Annotated in this window: 17 protein-coding genes; 13 read left to right on the forward strand and 4 right to left on the reverse strand. The window is 48.4% G+C overall.

Annotated elements, in window-relative coordinates; genetic code table 11:
• Nucleotide 1 precedes the first annotated feature (1 nt).
• The 13 genes from NZ875_05040 to NZ875_05100 all read left to right on the forward strand — a co-directional run bounded on the left by NZ875_05040 (nt 2) and on the right by NZ875_05100 (nt 15,837).
• Nucleotides 2–964, forward strand: a complete 963-nt coding sequence (locus NZ875_05040) for a 1-phosphofructokinase family hexose kinase (protein MCS7175102.1) — start codon at nt 2–4, stop codon at nt 962–964.
• Nucleotides 965–979: 15 nt separating this feature from the next.
• Nucleotides 980–1,426, forward strand: a complete 447-nt coding sequence (locus tag NZ875_05045) for a CBS domain-containing protein (GenBank protein MCS7175103.1) — start codon at nt 980–982, stop codon at nt 1,424–1,426.
• Nucleotides 1,423–2,724: a tRNA (N(6)-L-threonylcarbamoyladenosine(37)-C(2))-methylthiotransferase MtaB gene (gene mtaB / locus NZ875_05050; GenBank protein ID MCS7175104.1), complete on the forward strand. Its 1,302-nt coding sequence runs from the start codon at nt 1,423–1,425 to the stop codon at nt 2,722–2,724. Before NZ875_05045 ends, mtaB begins: the two co-directional genes overlap by 4 nt.
• Nucleotides 2,693–3,526, forward strand: a complete 834-nt coding sequence (locus NZ875_05055) for an aminotransferase class IV (protein MCS7175105.1) — start codon at nt 2,693–2,695, stop codon at nt 3,524–3,526. Before mtaB ends, NZ875_05055 begins: the two co-directional genes overlap by 32 nt.
• Nucleotides 3,523–3,816 carry a DUF721 domain-containing protein gene (locus tag NZ875_05060; GenBank protein ID MCS7175106.1) on the forward strand — a complete coding sequence of 98 codons (294 nt, stop codon included), beginning with the start codon at nt 3,523–3,525 and terminating at the stop codon, nt 3,814–3,816. The genes NZ875_05055 and NZ875_05060 overlap by 4 nt, the downstream gene beginning before the upstream one ends.
• A complete protein-coding gene (gene gyrB, locus NZ875_05065; GenBank protein ID MCS7175107.1) occupies nt 3,806–5,707 on the forward strand; it encodes a DNA topoisomerase (ATP-hydrolyzing) subunit B in 1,902 nt (633 codons plus the stop codon). Before NZ875_05060 ends, gyrB begins: the two co-directional genes overlap by 11 nt.
• A 91-nt stretch (nt 5,708–5,798) precedes the next feature.
• Nucleotides 5,799–6,203 carry a DUF4894 domain-containing protein gene (locus NZ875_05070; protein MCS7175108.1) on the forward strand — a complete coding sequence of 135 codons (405 nt, stop codon included), beginning with the start codon at nt 5,799–5,801 and terminating at the stop codon, nt 6,201–6,203.
• Nucleotides 6,190–7,446 carry a cell division protein FtsA gene (gene ftsA, locus NZ875_05075; protein MCS7175109.1) on the forward strand — a complete coding sequence of 419 codons (1,257 nt, stop codon included), beginning with the start codon at nt 6,190–6,192 and terminating at the stop codon, nt 7,444–7,446. Before NZ875_05070 ends, ftsA begins: the two co-directional genes overlap by 14 nt.
• Nucleotides 7,447–7,464: 18 nt before the next feature.
• A complete protein-coding gene (gene ftsZ / locus NZ875_05080; protein ID MCS7175110.1) occupies nt 7,465–8,529 on the forward strand; it encodes a cell division protein FtsZ in 1,065 nt (354 codons plus the stop codon).
• The gene (locus tag NZ875_05085; protein ID MCS7175111.1) at nt 8,522–10,219 is read left to right on the forward strand and encodes an ATPase, T2SS/T4P/T4SS family; all 1,698 of its coding nucleotides are present in this window, start codon (nt 8,522–8,524) and stop codon (nt 10,217–10,219) included. Before ftsZ ends, NZ875_05085 begins: the two co-directional genes overlap by 8 nt.
• The gene (locus NZ875_05090) at nt 10,216–11,418 is read left to right on the forward strand and encodes a hypothetical protein (GenBank protein ID MCS7175112.1); all 1,203 of its coding nucleotides are present in this window, start codon (nt 10,216–10,218) and stop codon (nt 11,416–11,418) included. Before NZ875_05085 ends, NZ875_05090 begins: the two co-directional genes overlap by 4 nt.
• A gap of 25 nt (nt 11,419–11,443) precedes the next feature.
• Nucleotides 11,444–13,747 carry an endonuclease MutS2 gene (locus tag NZ875_05095; protein MCS7175113.1) on the forward strand — a complete coding sequence of 768 codons (2,304 nt, stop codon included), beginning with the start codon at nt 11,444–11,446 and terminating at the stop codon, nt 13,745–13,747.
• Entirely contained in the window at nt 13,744–15,837 is a 2,094-nt protein-coding gene (locus tag NZ875_05100) for a rod shape-determining protein (protein MCS7175114.1), read from the forward strand. The genes NZ875_05095 and NZ875_05100 overlap by 4 nt, the downstream gene beginning before the upstream one ends.
• Here NZ875_05100 and NZ875_05105 read toward each other — a convergent pair.
• From NZ875_05105 to NZ875_05120, 4 genes are read right to left on the reverse strand one after another with little or no spacing between them, the layout of a single operon-like run.
• Nucleotides 15,787–16,344, reverse strand: a complete 558-nt coding sequence (locus tag NZ875_05105) for a hypothetical protein (protein MCS7175115.1) — start codon at nt 16,342–16,344, stop codon at nt 15,787–15,789. The two genes, NZ875_05100 and NZ875_05105, sit on opposite strands and share 51 nt — an antisense overlap.
• Before the next feature lie 13 nt (nt 16,345–16,357).
• Nucleotides 16,358–17,311, reverse strand: coding sequence for an ABC transporter permease (locus NZ875_05110; GenBank protein ID MCS7175116.1), 954 nt, complete (start codon nt 17,309–17,311; stop codon nt 16,358–16,360).
• Nucleotides 17,308–18,342 carry an ABC transporter permease gene (locus tag NZ875_05115; GenBank protein MCS7175117.1) on the reverse strand — a complete coding sequence of 345 codons (1,035 nt, stop codon included), beginning with the start codon at nt 18,340–18,342 and terminating at the stop codon, nt 17,308–17,310. The genes NZ875_05110 and NZ875_05115 overlap by 4 nt, the downstream gene beginning before the upstream one ends.
• Nucleotides 18,339–19,871 (reverse strand): ABC transporter ATP-binding protein, encoded by a 1,533-nt coding sequence (locus tag NZ875_05120; GenBank protein MCS7175118.1) that lies wholly within the window; start codon nt 19,869–19,871, stop codon nt 18,339–18,341. The genes NZ875_05115 and NZ875_05120 overlap by 4 nt, the downstream gene beginning before the upstream one ends.
• Nucleotides 19,872–19,919: the final 48 nt, after the last annotated feature.

Below are 19,919 nucleotides of genomic sequence, written 5' to 3' on the forward strand. Positions count from 1 at the left end.
CGTGAAGGTTGTAACCGTAACGTTGAACCCCGCACTGGACAGAGAGTTCATAATCGAAGGTTTCACCATCAACGATTACCACAGGATAAAGGATAAAAGTCACATGATCATGAGCCCCGGGGGTAAAGGTATAAACGTTTCCATCGCGTTGTCGAGACTCGGGGTGGCCTCCGTCGCCATCGGAATACTGGGAGGACACACGGGACGTGTGCTACTCACAGAACTGAACAAGATCAGCCCACTCATCAGTACGAGTTTTGTCCACATAGATGACGAAACGAGAGAAAACATCGTGATCGTAGATCCTGTGAACCACACGATGACGGCTATCAACTCTCCGGGACCGACTGTGGACAAAAGCGCAGTCGAATTGCTCCTGAAACGTTACGAGATTTTCCTCTCGCGTGCGGAAATCGTTGTGCTCTCCGGTAGTTTGCCACCCAACCTTGAAGGAGACATCTACGGAAAGATGACGAAGATGGCTAAGGAAAGGGGAAAAATGGTCTTCGTCGACATGATAGATGAATATCTGATCTCGGCTCTGCAGGTGAGCGTTCCAGACGTCATCAAACCCGATGTTAGGGGTAATCCGATCGTTCTTGGGACACGCTTGAACGACCTCGAAGATTATGTGGAAGCCGCCTCGAATCTTGTGAAAAAGGGATGTAAATTGGCCGTCATTTCTTTCCAACTCAAAAGCGATGTGGTTGCTACCCAAAACGGGGTTTGGTTGATCACCACGGACGAGGAAGTTGAACCAGAGAACGTGCTGGGTGCCGGTGATGCTTACGTTGCTTCGATGGTGTATAAAAAGTTGACCGATAAGAAAGCCGACATGGCGGAAGTAGCGAAGTTCGGTTACGCCGCTGCTCTCGCGAAAACGAAGAAACTACCCAAGGAGATGCCAGACTATGAGGAAATAAACGAAGCGATGAAGTTGTGCAAAGTGGAGCGCCTCAGATGAGACAGAGGTGGTGGAATGAGGGTTTACGATGTCATGACTAGGGACGTCACGGCAGTCACACAGGATGAAACAGTTGAGAATGTGATCAAGATTCTGGCAACACAATCTTTGAGCGGGCTACCGATCGTTGCAGAGGACATGAGAGTCATAGGTTTCGTCAGTGAGAGTGATATAATCCGTGCAGCTGTTCCTGGATACTTTTCCCTTCTTCAATCAACGACGTTCATTCCTGACATGAGTCAATTTTTCAGAACGATATCCAGAATAAAGGACAAACCCATCCGTGAGTTCATGGCTCATCCACCACTGGTCGTCAATGAAAACGCATCCTTGGTGCACGTTGCTGATCTCATGATCAGGCACAACGTGAAGATCCTCCCCGTGGTGGATGAACACGGTCGGCTCCTCGGCATGATAACGAGATCCAACGTCATCAGGGCGGCTATGGAAGGGTATCTATGAAAGCTTACGTAGCTTTTTTAGGTTGCAAGGTGAACCAGTACGAGACGGAACTCATAATAGAACAACTAGAACGCGCGGGGATCGTTGTTTCACCACAACCCATCAACGTCGATGTGTGCGTTGTGAACACATGCATGGTAACAACTGAGGCTGAGCGCCAATCCCGTCAAGTTCTGAGAAAACTCAAAAGGTTGAATCCAAAAGCCGTTGTCATTGCCGTTGGATGTTATGCACATTTGAATCCAAAATCACTCGCAGATTGCGGAGCCGATATTGTGCTTGGGAACGCAGAGAAAACGAAACTGACAGAGTACATAAACAACTGGTTCGAAACGAGAAAGCCAATTACCTTCGTATCGGAACCAGATTACCAGATCGATCAACCGGTGAAAAATTTCTTAGCTGAACGCGTCAGGGCTTATGTGAAAGTTGAAGATGGTTGCTATGAATTTTGTACATACTGTGTGGTACCCATCGCGAGGGGGAGAAAGATCAGAAGCAAAGACAAAGAATCCGTGCTTCAAGAAGTGAGGAATTTGGTCGCATCGGGTTATAAAGAGATCGTAATCACCGGGGTCAACCTTGGAAAGTATGGTCAAGACACAGGTACGAACCTTGCAGAACTCATCGAGTACATCCTGAACAACGTGAACGATGTTTTTCGCATCAGGTTGAGTTCGATCAACGTTCAGGACGTTTCGAACGATCTGGTGAACTTGTTCAAGTATCGAGATAAACTGTGCCCCCATCTGCACATACCTGTTCAGAGCGGTTCCAACCGAATATTGAAGTCCATGAATAGAAAGTACACCGTCGAGCAGGCTGTTTCTTTGTTCGAGCGCTTGCGCAGTGTCGATCCAGACTTCTCTATAACGACCGACATCATAGTGGGCTTTCCGGGAGAAACCATCGGTGATTTTGAGAGAACCCTCGCACTGATCAGCGAAGTCAAATTCGCTAGGGTACACGCTTTCAAATACTCCGAGAGACCCGGTACCCCCGCTTCTAAAATGCCACAGAAGGTACCGTCCGAAGAGAAGGATAGACGCATGAAATTGCTCAAAGAATTGGCAGATAAAACGGCCATGGAGTACAGGGCCGCGTCGGTTGGAAAGATCAGAACCGTGCTCGTAGAGATGAGCAAGAACGGGGTCAGCCACGGTTACGATGAATATTATGTTCGTCACGAGCTCGTCTCCATGAAACCTGGAAGTTTGACGAAAGTCGTGATCAGAAAGCCAAACGGTGTAGGGGTGGTGTCACAAGTTGTTGATCTGGAAAGGAACATGGCTCAGTAAGGATGAAGTTCAATTGAACATAGACGATCCAGGATTTCTGTACGGTGGGATTGCGTACGAAACTCTGCGAACCTACGATTTGAGGCTCTTCGCCGCGCGTTACCACTATGAAAGATTGCTCACGACTCTTTCTCATCTTGGTCTTGAACTTTCCATGGATTATTCAACATTCAGAGAGATACTGCGAGAAGGCGTCGAAAAATTGAAAAAAGAGTCTTCGATCAGAGTGATCGTTGTACCGAGGGGACGGTTCAGTGCCTTCGAATATGAACCAACCGGTTGCGAACTGATCGTCTATTTGCAGGAATTAAGATTACAACCTTTGAATTTTGTCAAAGTGAAAGTCAGCAACGTGAGGAAGATAGATCCATCCTCCACCCCTTCCGATCTGAAGGTCGTTGGTAGGACAGACATACTTTTAGCCAAAAGAAGCAAAGGCGATGCGTACGATGTTGTGATGCTGGGGAGTCACGGTCAGGTGTGCGAAGGAACTTTCAGCAACGTCTTCATCGTTAAGAAAGGCAAGGTCATCACCCCAAGTCTCGACAGCGGTATATTGCCTGGCATAACGAGGCTCAATGCCATAAAACTTTGTGAAAATCTAGCTATAGACGTTGAAGAAAGATGGGTTGAACCATCGGAACTTTACGGGGCAGACGAGATGTTCTTGACACACACAAGTAGAGGCATCGTGCCTGTGAACGAACTCGATGGCTGGCGTCGTTTCAACACCGAGCTGGGTAAATTTCTGGCAAGTAAGTTCGAAGATTTCATAAAGACTGTCGAGGAAAATTGGTTATGAAGAGATTGAGTGATGTGTTCGAAAACCTCAGCAAGTCAGATCCGCTCTTCAAACAATTGAAATTGAGATTGGTGCTCTCCGATCTTCCGAGCGTTCTCGGTGAGTCTTTGGCACACCACTGCCGTTTTGCAGGGTTCACTAACGGTGTGGTCTTCTTCGAGTGTGACAACGATCTGTGGTTGACGGAAGCGCGTTTCATGTCTAAAAAAATCGCAGAGAAGTTGAACGAAAAACTCGGTGAGCGTCTCGTCACGAACGTGGTCTTCAGGAGGGGTCGACGTGGTCACTGACTACAGACCGGAAGACATCAAAGTTCTCAAGGGATTAGAGGCGGTGCGTCTCAGACCTGGAATGTACATAGGATCCACTGGCAAGAGTGGATTACACCATTTGCTGTATGAAATCATCGATAACAGTATAGACGAGGTGATGGCGGGAGCTTGCGACAGAATGAAGGTCATCCTCCACAGCGATGGTTCAGCAGAAGTCGAGGACAACGGTCGGGGTATCCCTGTGGAAATCCATCCAGACACGAACAAGAGCACGTTGGAAACGGTGATGACCACTTTGCATGCGGGTGGAAAATTTTCAAACTCCGCTTACAAAGTCAGTGGAGGGCTCCACGGAGTGGGAGCCTCCGTCGTGAATGCCCTCTCCGAGCTGATGGAGGTGTGGGTGAAGAGGAACGGGAAGATATATTATCAAAGCTATTCTAAGGGTCGACCACTGTGCGAAGTGAAGGAAATCGGTGAAACTAACGAGCGCGGAACGACGGTGAGGTTCAAACCTGATCCTGAGATTTTCTCCACCACGGAGTTCGACCCGGACATAATCGAGAGCCGACTCAGAGAGCTGGCGTTTCTGAATCCCGGACTGACGATAGAGTTCGAAGATAGGATCAACGATTACAAGACCAAGATGAGGTATTCTGGTGGAATCAAGGAGTACGTATCTTATGTGATTAAGAATCTGAACTCAAAGCCGATTCACGACATCGTTTACATTTCGGACGTTCACGAAGACATCAAAGTGGAAATAGCGTTCGTTTACACCGCTTCTCAAGACGAAGAGATCCTCTATTCGTTCGTGAACAACATCCGCACGATAGATCACGGAACACACGTGACGGCTTTCAGAAACGTTTTAACGAGGTTGTTGAACGATTACGGTAGAAATTTGGGATTTTTGCGTAAAGACGATGTCTTCCAAGGGGAAGATGTGAGAGAAGGTCTAGTGGCTGTTGTGAGTGTTCTGATGCCCAATCCAGAATTTGAAGGTCAAACTAAAGGACGACTCGGAAGTGAAAGTGCGGGAACCGCAGTTTCCAAAGTCATGAGGGACCGTCTTGTGGAAATCTTTGAGGTCAACAAGAACCTTTTGAAAGCGATATTGGAGAGGGTCCAAGAGGCGAAGAGAGCAAGAGAAGCGGCGAGGAAGGTCAGAGAACTCGTGAAACGCAAAAGTGCCTTCGAAGGAGCTGCGTTGCCTGGAAAACTCGCCGACTGTGTCACAAACGATGTCGAAAAATCCGAACTTTTCATCGTTGAAGGTGATTCCGCCGGTGGATCAGCAAAACAAGCTAGAGACAGAGAATTTCAAGCGATATTGCCTTTGAGGGGAAAGATCCTCAACGTGGAAAAGTCGTCGATACAGAAGCTGTTGAGTAACGAACAAATAAAAGACATAATCGTTGCTGTTGGAACTGGTATCGGCGAAAAATTCGATCGGACGAAATTGCGGTACGGCAAGATCATAATCATGACCGATGCAGACATCGATGGGGCACACATAAGAGTACTACTGTTGACTTTCTTCTTCAGATACATGAGACCGTTGATAGAGGACGGAAGGATATACATAGCGGTCGCTCCGCTCTATAGAGTCCAAACTCCCAACAAAACACTGTATCTTTACAGTGATGATGAGTACCATACTTTGATGAAGCAGCTTGGCAGTTCAGATAAAGTCGAAGTGCAAAGGTACAAAGGTCTAGGTGAGATGAATCCTGAACAACTTTGGGAAACAACCATGAATCCAAATACGAGACGTTTAATTCGTGTTACGATAGAAAATGCGGAAGAAGCTGACGCTTTGTTCGAGATACTGATGGGGGAGGACACCATCGAGCGAAAGAACTTCATCGAGAGGCACGCGTTGAAGGTGACTTACTTGGATGTATAATTGTAAAAAAGCGACGCTGTCGATCGTAATATTTTGTTTATTTTTTGTTCTCGCGTTCGTGGTGGGGTCAGTGAGGATCGGAAGGACACCGGTGCAAGAAAAAGGTCGCTTCTTGGTGGCTCACAAAGGAAGATTCTGGTGGGTAGGGGAGAGTGGAAGGTTGGTGGGGGTCGCGAGGAGCGAAGACGTTCTATCGAGGGCTTACGTGAGTGGCCTAAAGATAGAGAACGCGAAAATAGATGAAAATACGCTCAAGCTCATATGGAAGCTGGAATCGATCTTTGAAGATCCGCACGTAGTTGAAGTGATCCTCGAGGAAAGAAAGGTTGTATTGCTCAAGGGTGTGACTGTGAAATTCAACGATTGGAACGATCTTCTGAAAAATTTACAGCTCTTACCTGAAGCGATCAAGAAGATGGAGCCCAAAGGGGAGTATTTTTTATCTTCCCAAGGGCTCTTTTACAAGTTAAGAGGTGGGGACAATGAGGAGAGGTGAAACTTATTGTCTGATCGATATTGGTAGTCATACGGTCAAAGGTGCGATTCTCGTTTACACACCACAAGGTCTGGAGGTGTTGGCGAAAGCTGCCATCAAGTCGAGGGGAATAGAAAGCGGTGAAGTGAAGGACGTGACCGCGGTCAACGAAGTGATCGAAGCTCTGATCGACGAGCTCGAGAAAGAATCGAGGGTCAGAAGGGCTGATTTCATAGTTTCGAGCAGTCACAGCAACGTCCAGCTGGTTGAACATCGAGCCGAGTTGGTCGTTTCGGAGAATGAGAAGAAGATCATCGATGAGTCGATCGTCGAATCACTCAGAACGTCCGTCGAAGAAGAACTGTCCACCAGCTACAGGGTGCTCCATTTCTATCCAAAGAGATACTTAGTCGATGGAACGAAACTCGTCATCAATCCCGTCGGTATGACCGCCAACAAGGTCAAGTTCGAAGCGACAGCGATCGTCATGGAGAGGAACTCCAGCTCAGTTTTCGACTTTCTGGCTGAAACTTTACCAGAACCACTTTTGTATGGTCATTCGACCCTCTTCGCATCGGAGTGCGTGTTGAGCGATGTGGAAAAAGAAAACGGCGTTTGCATCATAGATCTCGGCCACAGTCACACCTTCGTCGTGATATATTTCTCCTCTGTGCCGGCAAAACTACACGTGATCCCACTCGGAGTCAAGCACGTTTTGAGGGACATCTCGATAGTCCTAGGTACATCCACAGAAGAAGCGGAGAGACTGCTCAGATCAGAAGGCAGCGCGGTGTACGGTGATTCTTCTTACGCTCAACGCGCTGTGGAGTACAGAGGCTTAGATGGTAGAACCTTGAAGACGACGACCAAGGAAGAACTCGCGCGCATAATACACGCTCGATTGAGAGAAATACTCACGAAAGCTAGAAGGACTGTCAGGGAGTTCACGATACAAGCCCCAGTGAACATGGTTGGGAAGCTTCCGGGAGGCGTCGTGTTCGTGGGTGGTGGCGCCAAGATTCCGAGACTCATAGATCTAGCTTTGGATGTTTTTGAAGGACCAGCACGCGTCGGGACCTTCAACGTTGCAAATCTTTCCATACTGAACGATGAAGAAATCTCAGAAGATCCAGCATTCTGTGCGGTGCTGGGTGGTGTAGCCCAGCTTCTCAAGCATACTCAACCTGTGGCTCCAGCGAAGCAGAGCTCTTCGAAACAGAGTTTCTTCAGAAAATTGATCGAAATGTTCAAAAGTCTTTGGTGAACCTGAGGAGGCGATTCTATGCCCTTCGAGTTGAGCAAGCAGAGCAGAAGTCAAGAAACAGAAAAACCTACCAGAAAGAGAATTCCCATCATAAAAGTTGTGGGTGTTGGGGGAGCCGGCAACAACGCAGTGAACCGTATGGCGAAAATGGGTCTGAAAAACGTCGTGCTCATAGCTGTGAACACGGACGTTCAGGTCCTGGAGGAAACGGATGCGGATCTGAAGATCCAGATAGGGGAGCGCAGAACGCGCGGATTGGGCGCTGGTGGTAATCCAAAGGTCGGCGAGGAAGCGGCGATCGAGAGTTTAGATAAAATAGAGCAAGTTTTGAAGGATACCGACATGCTCTTTTTGACGGCCGGCTTCGGTGGTGGTACAGGCACCGGTGCCACACCGATCATAGCTGAAGTTGCGAGGAAGATGGGTGTGTTGACGGTCGCGGTCGTTACGACCCCGTTCTACTTCGAGGGTAAAGAGCGATGGCAAACGGCAATGGAAGGTTTAAAGAGGCTCAAGCCGAGTGTGGACACACTCATCAAAGTGTCGAACAACAAGCTCCTTGAGGAACTGCCTTCGGATGTGACAGCTGTTGAAGCGTTCGCGACGGCCGACGAAACGTTGCATCAAGGTGTGAGGGGTATATCGGAACTGATAACCAAGAGAGGTTACATCAACCTCGATTTCGCCGATGTCGAGTCGGTGATGAGGAACGCCGGCGTTGCGATGCTCGGTATAGGCATCGGAAAAGGTACAAACAGAGCAGCCGACGCTGCGAAGAGAGCGATGACGAGCAAATTGATGGAACAACCTGTAGAGAACGCAAAGGCGATCATATTGAACGTTTCTGCACCAAAAACGGTCCAACTCAGAGAACTGCACTTGGCGGCCTCGATCGTGAGACAGAGTTGCAGTGAAGATGCGGACGTCAAGTTCGGTCTGATCATCGATGACGAGTTGAAGGAAGACGAAATGAAGGTGACAGTCATAGCCACCGGTTTCGATCAAGAAGAACGGATACTCTTCCCAGAGAGCGATATCCCAGCCATATACAGGCTGGGTTTGGAGGACATACCGAATGCCTGATAAGATCAGGTACAGAAGGATCGGTGAGATACTGCTGGAAAAGGGATTGATCACGAAAGAACAACTAAACAGAGCTTTAGAAAACCAGAGACTGACAAAAAAAGCTCTGGGTGAGGTGTTGGTGGAGCTAGGTTACGTGACTTGGGAGGAACTGACGGAAGCGTTGGCTGAACAGTACAACATACCGATGCTGAAAGATCCCCCAAGGATCATAGCGGCGGAAGTTTTGAACAGTTTGCCGAGGGCTCTATTGGAAGAATTGAGGATCGTTCCGATAGACAAACGTGACGGTCGGCTGATATTGGTGACAGACACGATTCACAACGTGAGCAGGATCAAAGGAGAAGTCAGATTCATAACCGGTCAAGAACCTGCGGTTTACCTAGTGACACCTTCCCTCTTCGCTCTGCTCCACAAGCAACACATTCAAGGAGGCATAGCAGAACTGGCACAGGAGGTCCCAACTGCGGAAGAACGAGAACCGGAGGTTCTGACGCTCGAAGAGGTCGAGGAAGTTGAAGAAGCCGAAGCACCCATAATCAAGATGGTGAACGCACTCATTCACAGAGCAGTTCAGATGGAAGCGAGCGATATACACATCGAACCGTTCAGAAACTACGTGAGGGTTCGATACAGAATAGACGGACTCCTTCGTAAGGTGATCGACTATCCCAAGGCTCAACATGGAGCCGTTGTGACGAGAATAAAGATCATGTCTGGTTTGGACATTTCTGAAAAGCGTCTCCCTCAAGATGGAAAGTTCTACATGAACGTACACGGAGAACAGTACGACTTCCGTGTTTCAACCATGCCGTCAGTCCACGGCGAAAAAGTCGTCATGAGGATTTTAAAGGTCTCTGCAGCTTACAAGCAACTCGAAGAACTGGGTTTCAGTGAGTACAATTATAAACTCATCTCCGCGCTTTTGAAGAGGCCAAACGGCATCATCCTCGTAACTGGACCGACCGGTAGTGGAAAGTCAACGACACTGGTCGCCATGATAAACAAACTCAAAGACATCACTGTGAACATCGTGACAGCTGAAGACCCAGTCGAGTACACGATAGACGGCGTCACACAGTGCCAAGTGAGTCCCGAAATTGGGCTAACCTTTGCAAGGTTCCTCAGATCTTTCCTCAGGCAAGATCCAGATATCATAATGATCGGTGAGATGAGAGACAAAGAAACCGCGAACTTAGCCATTGAGGCGGCGCTGACGGGACATTTAGTCCTCAGTACCTTGCACACGAACAGTGCCGCCGCTGCCGTTGACAGGTTGGTCAACCTCGGCGTGGACAGGCATCTGCTCTCCACGGCCCTGATCGGTGTGATAAGCCAAAGGCTGGTACGAAAGCTCTGCGAGAGCTGTAGAGTCAAAGTCAATTTGAGATCGGAATATTTACAGATGTGGAAGGAAGTTTTTCCAGAGTTGGAACCAGTCGAGTACACGGTGGGATCAGGTTGCATCGAGTGTAACGGAGTAGGTTACAAAGGAAGGGTCGCCATAGGCGAGGTACTGGTGTTGGATCGCGAACTCAAAGATTTGATCGTCGCTGGTGCTGGAGAGAGGGAGATATACGATTTGGCCTTGCGCAAAGGCATGCGTCCCATGTTCATAGATGGCTTTGAGAAGGTATTGAAAGGAACGACATCCTTCGAAGAAGTTCTCAGGGTGACCACCTCGGTATGAAATATCTCTCCAAAGATCCCGATGAATGGAGAAAGAAGGAAAGTGAGATTCTCAAAAGAGAACAGGAGAGAACCCAGAAGCATCGCAAGCGTGGGTTTTATTTTTTAATTCTGAACCTCGTTGTGGTTTTCCTCTTCTTTTTTGGTATCAGAAATTATTACGCACAGTTGTCTATAGAGAAATCCCCAACGAACCAGATCCTGATCGTGTGTGAGGACGTCCATGCTTCCGGTACTCCACTCGATGTTCAGATCAGACTATACAACAATTCCGACAAGAAGCGTGAAGTTACGGTGTCCGAATTCACTTTTCAGATCTTCAACAATGAAAATCAACAGTTCTACAATTTCAAACAATCCCAGCCTGTGAAAGCGACCTTCGAACCGTTCACCAGCCGTTTGCTTTTCGATTTGAAGAGAGAAAGGGAAATAACACAGCTTCCATCCGGTGAATACACGATCCATGTGGAATTGAACATAAACGGCGAGAGAACCTCAGCACAAAAGAAGTTCAGAAGCGTAGAACGCTATCAACTGATCGTCGAGAACCTCAACGATTTTTATTTTGTGGGTGAACAGGCACAGCTGAAGGTGAGCCTGATCAATCAAACCGCTCGAACTCAAGATCTGAGGGTGGATTCTTTCACCGTCTCTTTGAAACACGACGACAGAACCATTTGGCAGAACGCAGTGAAGACCAAGCCGATCTGGCAGGGAGTCAAAGTCGGAGAAATCATCGACTTAGTCGAAAAGATCTCGGTACCGTTCAACGAGGAAGGAATATACACACTCCAAATCGATTGTGTGGTTAATGGTTCGACCAGCTCGTTGGTGATGCCGGTCGCCTGCATCAAGAATGCTGAAAAAAGTTTAAAGAAAATGAAAATCTACACAGATGCTCCCAAAATTCACAGTTTGAGAAGCCCGCTCCAGTTCTCCGTTTACATCTTGAACGATTCAAAAGACCAAATCTTCATAGAAGTTGAGGAAATCATGGTTTCTCTCATCCCCTCTTCACTGAATTTCAAAAAAGGACCTGTACGCATGTGGCTCACGCCGTACTCTAAGTACGAAATATTCAAGTTTTATCCATACAGCATTTCAGCCATAACACAACCTGGTAGCTACAAGTTGTTGGTGAAAGTCACAACGAAGAACGATCGACTCGATTTTGAATCGATCCTTCAGGTGAACGAGTAGAATATTCAATTGGAGGTGCTCTTCCATAGAAGTTCATACTCTTGAGAGACTCGATTACGACAGGTTTCTTTCCCTGCTGGAGAGATATGCAACAACTCAACTCGGTAAAAAGCGAGTGCGCTCGCTCAAACCCAAGAAAGATCCCGCTAGAGAACTGAAGTTCGTCGAAGAAGCCATTGAACTCGTAAAATCTTCTGAGTCTCTGTTGCCTTCTGGTTCCAACAGGATAGATATAGAAGGTATTCTAGAAAAACTCGTCGCCGGTTTCGTCTTGGAACCAGTTCAACTGTTGAGCGTGGCAGACGCGATCGTAGCGACGAGGATGACGAAGGAAAGGCTCGAGCGACTCGCTGACACCTTCACGCTGAAAGAGCTTGCTAGGCCAATAGAACCAGCCATGAGCTTGGTGGAAGAGATTCACAGATGTATCGATCCGAACGGATGGGTGAAGGACGAAGCATCCGAAAGATTGAAGCAGGTCAGACAAGAGATGAGGTCAACGCTCGAAGAGATAAAGAGAAAGAGTGATTCGTTCATAAAGTCGAACAGAACCTTCCTTCAAGAGCCCATATGTGTCCTCAGAGATGGGAGACATGTTTTCCCCGTCAGAGCCAGTTATAGAAGTCAGGTGAGGGGTATAGTGCATTCGATCTCATCATCCTCGGCGACCTGCTTCGTTGAACCAGATGAGCTCGTACCATTGAACAACAAGCTCTACGAACTCAAAGAGGAAGAAGAGAAAGAGATCGGCAGAATTTTGAGGGAATTGACAGCACTCGTCAGACAGAATTTGAAGCGCGTCGAAGATGGACTAGATTTCGTCTCTGTTGTCGATGTGATTCAAGCAAAAGCTCTCTTTGCGATCGAATACAGAGCCATAGTCGTTTACCCGTCTTCGAAAAAAATCGTGAAATTGGTTCAAGCGAGACATCCTTTACTCGATCAGTCTACGGTCGTACCCATCGATTTGGTCATACCCGAAAACAAGTGTGGTTTGATCATGACGGGGCCAAACACGGGTGGCAAGACTGTCTCGTTGAAAACTGTTGGCCTTTTCTGCTGCATGATGATGTCGGCCATACCTCTACCTTGTGCACAAGGCACAGAACTGTTCGGTTTCAACAGTGTATTCGTTGATGTCGGTGATGAACAAAGCATAGAACAGAATCTCAGCACTTTCTCATCACATTTGAAGAACATAATCCTAGCTCTCAATTCGGCCAACGATGACAGCCTCGTGTTGCTCGACGAACTGGGTGCTGGGACAGATCCCGTCGAGGGTGCCGCACTCGGTCTCGCCATCATAGAAAGGTTGAAAAAGATCGAATGTAAGTTCATGGTCACCACGCACCTCACACCCATAAAACTGTACGCGGTGAACGATGAAAAACTCGTGAGCGCGTCGATGGAATTCGATCCTGAAACTCTCAAACCAACCTATCGTATATTGATGAACGTCCCGGGAGGTTCGCACGCACTCGAGATAGCCCAGAAACTTGGGCTCGATGAGTCCATCCTCCATTTGGCCAGAAACTATCTTGGGAAAGACTATGCAGAGGTACAGAAGGTCATAGAAGAATACCAAAAACAGTTGACGCTCATGAGGAAGAGGATCGAGGAGCTCGAGAACGAAAGGTTCCAACTCGAAAAAACGAAATTGGAGTACGAGAGGAAGTATCAAGAATTGAAACAGAAAAAGATAGAGGACATCGACAGGGAACTGAAACAGCTCTACGATTACATAAAACAGGCGAAAAGGGAAGTGGATGAGACGATAAGATCGATCAAGACTCAGCAGGATCTAGCGAGCCTGAAGGATGCCTCCAAGCATTTCGAAAGTCATGCGACCAAGGTCAGACAGATTCAATTGGATCAGAGAGCAAGCAGTGTGGAATCAGAAGTGGCAGTGGGCGATACCGTGAGATTGCGCAACGGCGATGCGGTTGGTAAGGTGGTTGAAAAGAGGGGCGATAGGTACATCGTCGATTTCAACGGTTTGAGGCTCGAGGCACGCGCCAAAAATCTTGTGAAAGTAGAACAAATGAAGGAACAAGAACGAGAGATCGCTCACGTGCCCAAGTTTGCTTTAGAAAGACCCGAGATAGACGTACGTGGCTTAACGGTTGAAGAAGCCGAACCTTTGATCGAGAGATTCATAGACGATCTGCTCATGTCAGATTTCAAACAAGGTTACATCATCCACGGTAAGGGAACCGGTAGACTCGCCGTCGGTATCTGGGAAATCCTGAGGAGAGATTCGAGGGTGAAGCGGTACAGATTTGGGACACCCAACGAAGGAGGAACGGGTGTTACGGTGGTAGAAGTATGAAAACTCTCTTCGCGCTCGATGTGGGAACAAGGAAAGTGGCTGGCCTACTGGCCATTTTCGATGAAGAAACGTTGACGGTGATGGATTTCGAGACCATAGAACATCCTGTACGTAGCATGCTGGATGGACAGATACACGACATCAAGAGCGTTGCGAGGATCGTGGAGAAAGTCAAGAGAAACCTTGAGAGTAGGAACGACGTATCACTTGACGACGTCGCCGTGGCAGTTGCAGGACGCTATTTGAAAACACAGATCGTTGAAGCCAGCTTGAAAATCCCAAGTAGAGCGATCGATGAAAGGATCGTTAGAGAGCTCGAAGCACAGGCCTTATCCAAAATTTCTTTTCTGGACGAATCTGGCACGAGACTCTACTGCGCGGGATATTCCGCTCTGGAATACAAGCTGGATGGATTGTGGGTGAAGAATCCTATCGGTCATAGGGGAGAAGAATTGTATGCAAAATTGATCGTGGCCATGTTGCCGAATCAAGTGATAGATGCGATGATGAGCGCCTTACATTTGGCCGGTTTGAGGTGCTCCTTCTTGACACTCGAACCCATGGCGGCCTTAGAGGTCGCGGTGCCAGACGAGCTGAGGTTTTTGAACATAGCTTTGGTGGACATCGGTGCGGGCACCAGCGACATCGCGATCGCCAAAGCTGGGAACGTCATCGGTTACGACATGGTGGCGATGGCTGGCGATGAAATAACGGAAGCCATAGCTCAGTATTATCTACTCGACTTCAAGACGGCGGAGATGCTGAAGAGATCCATCGAGACACGACAAAGAATGGAAGTGAGAAACCTCACGGGAGAAACGATCGTCGTTGAGCGATCCGATCTCGAAAGAGTTGTGGAACCCATCGTCAGTCAGATCGCGGAAAACATAGCTCAACGCATAGAATCTTTGAACTTGGGTAAAACGAGCGCGGTTCTGCTGGTGGGTGGCGGTGCCAAGCTCTCTCTTTTGAGGCAAAAAATAGCCGAAGCTTTGCATTTGCCGAAAGAACGTGTCGCACTCAAATCGGTCGAAGAATGCGATAGGATCAAATCCGTCAAGGAAGGTTTCGTCGGAAGTGAGTACGTCACACTGGCCGGCATCGCGTACATGAAGGCGAAGGAGATTGGATCGGTCTACGATGTGGTCAAGCTGAATGGAGAGGAAGTACGCTTGCTCAAGTTGGATCGGTCTCCGACGGTACTTCAGTTGCTCACCCAGTGTGGTTACAGTGTTAGGGACTTGATAGGAAAGGTACAACCTTCGATCAGCTACAGACTCAACGGTGAATTGAGGACCGTTTCAGGTTTCGTCGTGAAAAGATACAGAGTAAAACTGAACGGTAAAGAGTGTACCCTCCATCAAACACTGAGGAACGGAGATGAGGTTGAGGTAGAACCACTTGGAGATGAAAACGTCAACACCTTGAAACTCAAAGATCTCGTTAAACCGATTCGAGTGTTCCTGAACAATTCAGAGATCTTCAGCCTGCTTCCCACCGTGATACTCAACAACGAAGAGATTCAAGAGTTGGACAGAACCATCAACGACGGAGATGAGATAACCATCCGCTGGCCGACGGAAGAGGAGATCTTGCAGTCTTTGAAAGAAAAGTTGGGTTTCATCAACTACTCTATGAACGGTGAAATGAAAAGAATTTCGAAATTCAAGTTGAACCTCAAGACCGTTGAGAAGAACGAACACGAAATACGCTATCTTTTCGAAGGTACCGAGCCTAAGATAAAAGATATCCTCCCCGAGCCACAACATGTGAACGTGAAGTTCAACGGAAGGGAGATCAGGATCTTTCAGAAGAACCACACCGTGCTCGTGAACGGTGAATACATCAGTTCAGATGCATCGCTTCAAGATGGTATGGAGATCTTTCTGCCAAAATTCGAACCCATCGTGGTTGACGTATTGGCGAGTGTGGAAATAGACACAAAGAATTTGAAGGACTACACGATATTGCTGAACGGAAAACCAGCAAGTTTCATAGATCCAATCAAAGAAAACGATGAAGTGAACTTCATTCCGCGTTCAAAAGCTCTCGATGAAACCGAAGGAGCATCTCAATCTTCCTCCGAGTAGGTCCAGCCCAAAGAAGAACCTATCTGAAAAAGTCTTCCCCCGAGGTGGCGTGGGGAAGAACTTCGCCGACACGTGAACCATCTCCACGAAATCGAGCTGGTTCGACAGTGGATACGTTAACCCTGCGGAAAGTTCAATGTTGCCCAGAACGTAATTGGTGTAGATACCAGCAAAGATCTTCGAATTCCACGTCGGCGTGGCTTCTTCAGTTCCAAAATTGCCGAACATGATGCCCAACATGGGTCCGAGGTTGAAACTGTCCGAGCTGTAGAGGCTGAACTTCGTTAAAAATTCTAGATTGTAGAAGTCGAACTGAGACGCGCTGAATACTCCCCCCACATCGAAGCTCAAGCCAGCTTCAACTGAGAATCTTTCGTCCAGTACACCCATCGAAAGGTTCCACCCTTGAATCTTTCCGATCGATACCCCACCAGAGAACGAAAAATTCGATGAAAAAACACTCATCAAGCCCAAAGACAGCAATGAAATGAGCAAGATCTTCCTCATAGTTCAACACACCTCACTTTTCGTAAGGTACACCATCGGCTGCAGGAGGACGCGTCTTGCCGATGAAACCAGCGATGACGATCAGAGTCACGATGAATGGAAACATGTTGAAGAGAGGCTTCGTCGTCGAAGCGACCTTCAACAGGGGACTACTCTGCAACTGGTTTGCGAAGGCTTCGGAAAAACCAAAAAGCAAACTCGCCCACATGGCTCCAACGGGATTCCAATTACCAAGGATCATGGCGGCGAGCGCTATGAAACCTCGTCCGCCGGTCATCAGTTCTCTGAAATTACCCACTTCTCCCACGCTGAGGAACGCTCCACCCAGAGAGGCCATGACGCCACTCATGAGCACCCCAAAGTATCTGACTGCATAAACGTTGACACCGAGTGTGTCCGCAGCTTTTGGATTCTCCCCAACGGCCCTCATCCTCAAACCGAGCTTAGTTTTGTATATGATGAACCATGCGATGAAAACCGACGCGAAAGCCATGTATATCATCGGGCTCAGCTCGCCTATAGATTGAGCGAGGAATTTGTTCTTCATCAAGAAAGGTATGCGCACTTCAGGTATTCTACCGACGATGTCCGTTTGCCCAGGTCTACCGAATATGGGTTCCATGAGGAACCCCGTCACACCTTGAGCGAGGAGTATCAAAGCTGTGCCGGAAACGATCTGGTTGCCTCGCCACGTTATGCTGGCCCACGCGTGCAGCCAAGCCATACCCAGTCCTGTGAGAACCGCGAAGAGAACCCCCAACCACGCGTTCCCCGTCAACCAAGTGAACACCACAGAAACGAATGCACCCATCAGCATGATGCCTTCCAAGGCTATGTTGACGACCCCAGTCACTTCGCTGAACACTCCGCCGATCGAGGCGAAGATGAAAGGTGTTGCGGCCGTCAAAGTGAGTTTGTAAAACGAAGCGTTGGTGAAGATGTCCAACAGTGCGAGCAGTACTCTCATCTCAGCACCCTCTTTCGCAGAAAGATGGTCCTAACGATCCGGTCGGCCGCCACGAGGAATATGATTATCGCTTGAACGATCATTATGATGTGTTTCGGAACACCCACGAATTGCATCTCGTTCGAACCATTGCGCAGTGCACCCATCAAGAACGCAGCGAAGATGATCCCTATCGGATTGTTCTGACCGATCAGAGCGATGGAAATACCGTCAAAACCCTTGCCACCAGAAAGTGTTCCTAAAAATCTGTGATGAACTCCCATAACCTCGAGGGTGCCGGCCAATCCAGCGAGGGCTCCGCTGATTGCCATGGCGAGTACCACGTTCTGCGCCAATTTTATGCCACCGTATTCGGCGGCGTAGGGGTTGAAGCCTGCCGCCTTAAGCTCATAACCTTTGCTAGTTTCATCGAGCAGGATTTTGATCAAGATGGCAGCGATCACTGCGATGATGATACCGCTGGTCAACTCGGTCGCCTGAACCACCATCAAAGGGGGTAGTTTCGCGCTCGAAGCTATCTCAGGGCTTTTAGGTGTTCCGAATCCAACCCCCATCGGTACTGTCACCACATAGCTCGACAGATAGTCTGCGATCCAGTTCAGCATGATCGTCGTGACAACTTCGTGTGCACCCGTTTTGGCCTTCAAAACACCGGCTATAGCCGCATACCCAGCCCCTGCGAGCATGCCCACAAGCATCGTCAGTGGAATCGCAAGCACGGCAGGCATCCATGCCACGTTGATCGCGAAGGCTGTCGCGGCCATCGCGCCGATGATCATCTGTCCTTCTGCACCTATATTGAAAAGTCCTGCCCTGAAACCAAAGCCTACCGCGAGCCCTGTGAGTATGAGTGGTGTGGTCTTAACGATCGTTGAGGCGATGGCCAACCTCGAGCCGAACGCCCCTTTCAACAAGGCGATGTACGCCTCCACAGGACTTTTACCTATGAGCATTATTATCACCGAGGCGATGAGCAAAGCCAACATCACGGATAGAACCGGAACAAGGAACGACCAAAGCCTCTGGTTCAAGCCACGTGCCCCCTGATCTCTTCGAGTCTGTGCCCAGCCATCATGAGCCCTATTTCCTCGATCGTCACTGAGTTTGGAAGAACTTCTCCCATGATCTGTCCGTTGTACATGACCGCGATGCGGTCAGCCAAGGACAGAACCTCATCGAGTTCCATCGAAACCAACAATATGGCGACACCAGAATCGCGAAGTTCAATCAAAGTTCTATGGACGAACTCGGTTGCTCCAACATCCAATCCTCTGGTCGGCTGAGAAACCACCATGATTTTAGGTTGTAAACCTATCTCTCTTGCTACGACCATTTTTTGTTGATTGCCCCCAGAAAAGTTGGCTCCGAGCATCTTCGTATTGTTTGGGCGTATGTCGAACCTCTTGAACAGCTCCTCGGCGAAGTTGTTTATCGCAGCGTGGTTCAGAAACTCGCCGTTGGTGAAGGGATGTCTGTAGTGTCTCCCCAAAATGACGTTGTAGTAAGCGGGAAACTGAAGCACCAAACCATACTTATGCCTGTCTTCTGGGATGTGTCCCACACCCATTTCTCTGAGCTCTCGTGGGCCGAGGTGTGTAACATCCTTACCCAGCAAGAATATCCTTCCAAAGGTTGGTTTCCTCAAACCCGTCAGCGCTTCGACCAACTCTGTTTGACCATTACCGGCAACACCGGCAATAGCGTATATCTCACCAGCCCTAACTTCGAAAGAGACACCTTTCACTGCCTCTAAATTTCTGTAATCTTTCACATGGAGGTTCTCGACTTTCAAGATCACATCACCAGGTTTGGCTGGTTTCTTCTCCACCGTGAAGACGACGTCCCTACCCACCATGAGACGAGCGATCTCTCTGGGATTGGTCTGGTCCTTGTTCAAAACGCCTGTGACCTTCCCTTGACGCATGACCGTTATTCTGTCACTGACGCGCATGACTTCATTCAATTTATGCGAAATGAAAATTATCGTCTTCCCATTCTCTTTCAACCTGAACATAGTTTCGAACAGCTCTTCCGTTTCCTGAGGTGTGAGCACAGCGGTGGGTTCATCCAAGATGAGGATTTCCGCACCCCTGTAGAGCACCTTGAGTATTTCTACCCTCTGTTGCATTCCCACAGGAAGATCTTCTATCTTCGCGTTGGGATCCACATAGAGTCCATACCTTTCGGAAAGGTCTTTCACTTTCTTTCGAGCAAGTTTCAGATCGAACATGGGACCGATGCCGATCTCCGAACCGAGGACCACGTTCTCAGCGACCGTGAGGTTGTTGACGAGCATGAAATGTTGATGAACCATGCCGATGCCTGCCGCGATGGCGTCGCGTGGCCCTTTGAAATCCACCTTCTTGTTGAAGATGCGTATTTCACCGGAGTCAGGTTTCAAAAGACCGTAAAGTTGGTTCATGAGCGTGGTCTTTCCTGCCCCATTTTCACCCACGATGGCGTGTATCTCGCCTTTGAACACAGTTAAATCGACATGATCGTTCGCAACCACTTGGGGAAACTTTTTCACAATTTGAATCATTTCTACCGCTTTCTCCACGCCGAAAGACCCCTTTTCAAAGAGGGGCGCAGAGCGCGCCCCTCAAAC

The organism is Pseudothermotoga sp., from assembly GCA_025060105.1.
Lineage (GTDB): Bacteria > Thermotogota > Thermotogae > Thermotogales > DSM-5069 > Pseudothermotoga_A.